At 53.4% G+C, this 2,106-nt stretch carries 3 protein-coding genes; all 3 read left to right on the plus strand.

The window, feature by feature from the left end:
• A partial coding sequence (locus AC1DUA_RS35035; protein WP_477504126.1) for an SDR family NAD(P)-dependent oxidoreductase occupies positions 1-272 on the plus strand: 272 nt, incomplete at its 5' end.
• Between the two features lie 20 nt (positions 273-292).
• Positions 293-1,282, plus strand: coding sequence for a sugar phosphate isomerase/epimerase family protein (locus AC1DUA_RS35040; protein ID WP_477504127.1), 990 nt, complete (start codon positions 293-295; stop codon positions 1,280-1,282).
• Positions 1,283-1,304: 22 nt separating this feature from the next.
• On the plus strand, positions 1,305-2,106 hold an 802-nt coding region (locus AC1DUA_RS35045; protein ID WP_477504128.1), incomplete at its 3' end, for an SDR family NAD(P)-dependent oxidoreductase.

Genomic DNA, 2,106 nt, shown 5'->3' on the forward strand with positions numbered 1-2,106 from the left:
GACTCATTCAGCTAACGAAGGTGCTCGCGTTGGAATGGGCGCCTTATAACATTACGGTGAACGCACTTTGCCCTGGTCCAATTGCAACGGAGCTGAACACGGTTGTGATGAATAATCCGGAAGCCAATCGCTTTTTTATCGACAATATCGCGTTGGGACGTTGGGGCAGACCTGAGGAAATCATTGGGGCTATTATTTATATGGCATCGGAAGCGTCCAGCTTTATGACAGGGGCTTCGATGGTTGTTGATGGCGGTTGGACGGCGAGATAGAAGGGAAAAGGTGAACTCGGATGAAACTTGGTCTTGCTGTATATGGCACTACGTTTATGATGGGCATCCATCCTCGTTCGACACGTCCGCGTATTACGGCATCTCAATTGCTTGAACAGGCGACGCAGTATGGGCTCCAAGGCATTGAGCTTCCGCTGTCACTGCTTGAGGGAGAGGATGCAGCAGCGTTAACTCGTCATGCTAAAGAACGAGGGCAGTATCTCGTCGTGGCCTCAGGGGGCTATGATCCGAAGCCCCTTAAGGAAGTTATTGAAGCGGCTGCGAGACTAGGCGCTCCAACCGTCCGCACGGTTGTGGGCGGTGCGGATTTTGGCGGCGACCGACGCAGAATGGCAGGGCGGTGGTCGTCATTTTTACAGGAAGTGTTATCAGGGCTAGGAGAGGCGGCAAGGGCGGCAGAACAGGCAGGCGTGGTGTTGGCGGTGGAGAATCATCAGGATTTGGCTTCCGAGGAGCTGCTCTGGCTCTGTAAGGAGATCGGCTCGCCATACTTCGGCATTACGCTGGATACGGGCAATCCGCTGGCGACGGCAGAGGAACCGGTTGATTTCGCAAGGAGGCTCGGACCACACCTTAAGCATGTGCACATGAAGGACTATTGGATTCATATGAGCGATGATGGCTATCGCCTCGTGCGTTCTCCGTTAGGCCAGGGCGTCGTAGATTTCGCTGCACTGCTGAACGTGTTTGCTGAATATTGTCCGAAGGTCAATATGTCGATGGAGCTCGGAGCGCTTGAAGCGCGCCACACGAGAGTGCTCTGCGAGGATTACTGGCAGGATTACCCTCAGCGGTCAGCAGCGCAGCTTGCCAATCTATTGCGTTTCGTGCAGGGGAATGCCAGACCGACGGGAGATTGGCGAACCCCTTTTGAAAAGAACGCCCCGGAAGAGGACATTATCGCCTATGAACAGCGGCAGTTCTTAACGAGTTTGTCTTATTTGCAAAATTTGCTGCAAGCACACAACACGGCTTCGCAGACGATGTAACGGGAAAGGGGATGGACGTAGGATGCATATTGATCTATCTGGAAAAGTGGCAATTGTCACCGGTGCCGGCCGGGGGATCGGGAAAGTAATCGCCATGGCACTTGCTAGGGAAGGCGTAACTACTGTTGTCACCGACATTAATGAATCGTACTTGGGGGACGTTCAGAAGGAATTTGACCAAAGCGGCTGCAAGGGAAGTACGTACCCATGCGATGTGCGCAACTATGCTCAGATTCAGGAAGTTGTTCAACAAGTCGTGGATACGTATGGTCATATTGATATTTTGGTGAATAATGCGGGGGTCGCTGGAGGAGCACCTGTGGATATCCTCTCGGAAGAGGTATGGGATCTGAACCTGGATATTAATTTGAAAGGCACCTTTCTGATGTGCAAGGCCGTGGCGCCTGTCATGAAGCAGCAAAGATCGGGCCGGATCATGAATGCCGCCTCTTTCGCTGCAATCGTTCCGAGCTACGGAAGTGCCGCTTATGCCTCATCCAAAGCCGGCGTGGAACAATTCACCCGGGTACTGGCTGGTGAGCTGGGACCGTGGAACATTACGGTGAACTGTTATGCCCCGGGGATGATTCCGACGGACATGAATCATTTCGCCGAGCTTAAAGAGCCCCAGCAGCAGCGCTTGCTCGACACCCTGACGCTGCGCCGATGGGGTGAGAAGGYAGATGTTGCTAACCTGATCTGCTTCCTCGCTTCCGACTATGCCGGCTATATCACCGGTACGATGATTGATATCAGCGGTGGGAAGCTAACCACACAAATCCCAAGGATGGCGTATGAGAAAGCAGCAGCCGAGGGGGCTTACG

The sequence above is a fragment of the Paenibacillus sp. 01T422 genome, from assembly GCF_056398785.1.

Bases quoted from the DNA above. Each gene is read 5' to 3' on its own strand.
- AC1DUA_RS35040 (WP_477504127.1), top strand. From the start codon at position 293: ATGAAACTTGGTCTTGCTGTATATGGCACTACGTTTATGATGGGCATC.